The organism is Vibrio sp. 970, from assembly GCF_033339075.1.
In genome coordinates this window covers 1-543 of record NZ_JAWOTW010000706.1, presented here as the reverse complement: position 1 = coordinate 543, position 543 = coordinate 1, and the positions used below count along the sequence as shown (strand labels likewise).

Annotated in this window: 1 protein-coding gene; it reads left to right on the top strand. The window is 47.0% G+C overall.

The features are described from left to right. Nucleotides 1–543: D-alanyl-D-alanine carboxypeptidase/D-alanyl-D-alanine-endopeptidase (gene dacB, locus R7Q11_RS28730; RefSeq protein ID WP_225467292.1), on the top strand; the 543-nt coding region annotated here is incomplete at both ends.

Sequence of the window (543 nt, the reverse complement as noted above, 5' to 3'; positions counted from 1 at the left end):
TCCAAGCTCGATGGTATCCGTCCAACAGACCAACTATTTCCACCTGCGAGCACCTTAAAAATTGTCACAGCCTTAGCTGCTAAATTAGAGTTAGGGGACAGCTTTGCATTTCGAACAAAACTTGAAACCTCGAGTTCCGATGCCGTTATCTACTTTGTCGGAGATCCCACCCTACAAACCCAAGATTTGAAAGCGTTGCTGTCATTGGCGAAAAAAAATGGTTTAACGCGCATTAACGGTGACTTGTGGTTAGACAACAGTGCCTTTACAGGGTATGACCGAGCGGTGGGTTGGCCGTGGGACATTCTGGGGGTTTGCTACAGCGCTCCGGCTTCTAGCATTACACTCAACAACAACTGTGTCCAAGCTTCTATCTATACGCAAAAAGATGGCGGGACTCGAGTCTATGTGCCTGAGCATCAACCTATTCGTGTTAAAAGTTCGGTCGAGACCGTTTCTAAGACGATTCAAAAGAGCCGCCATTGCGATTTAGACCTGCTTGCTCACCCAGACAATCGCTACGAATTAAAAGGATGCTTAGTC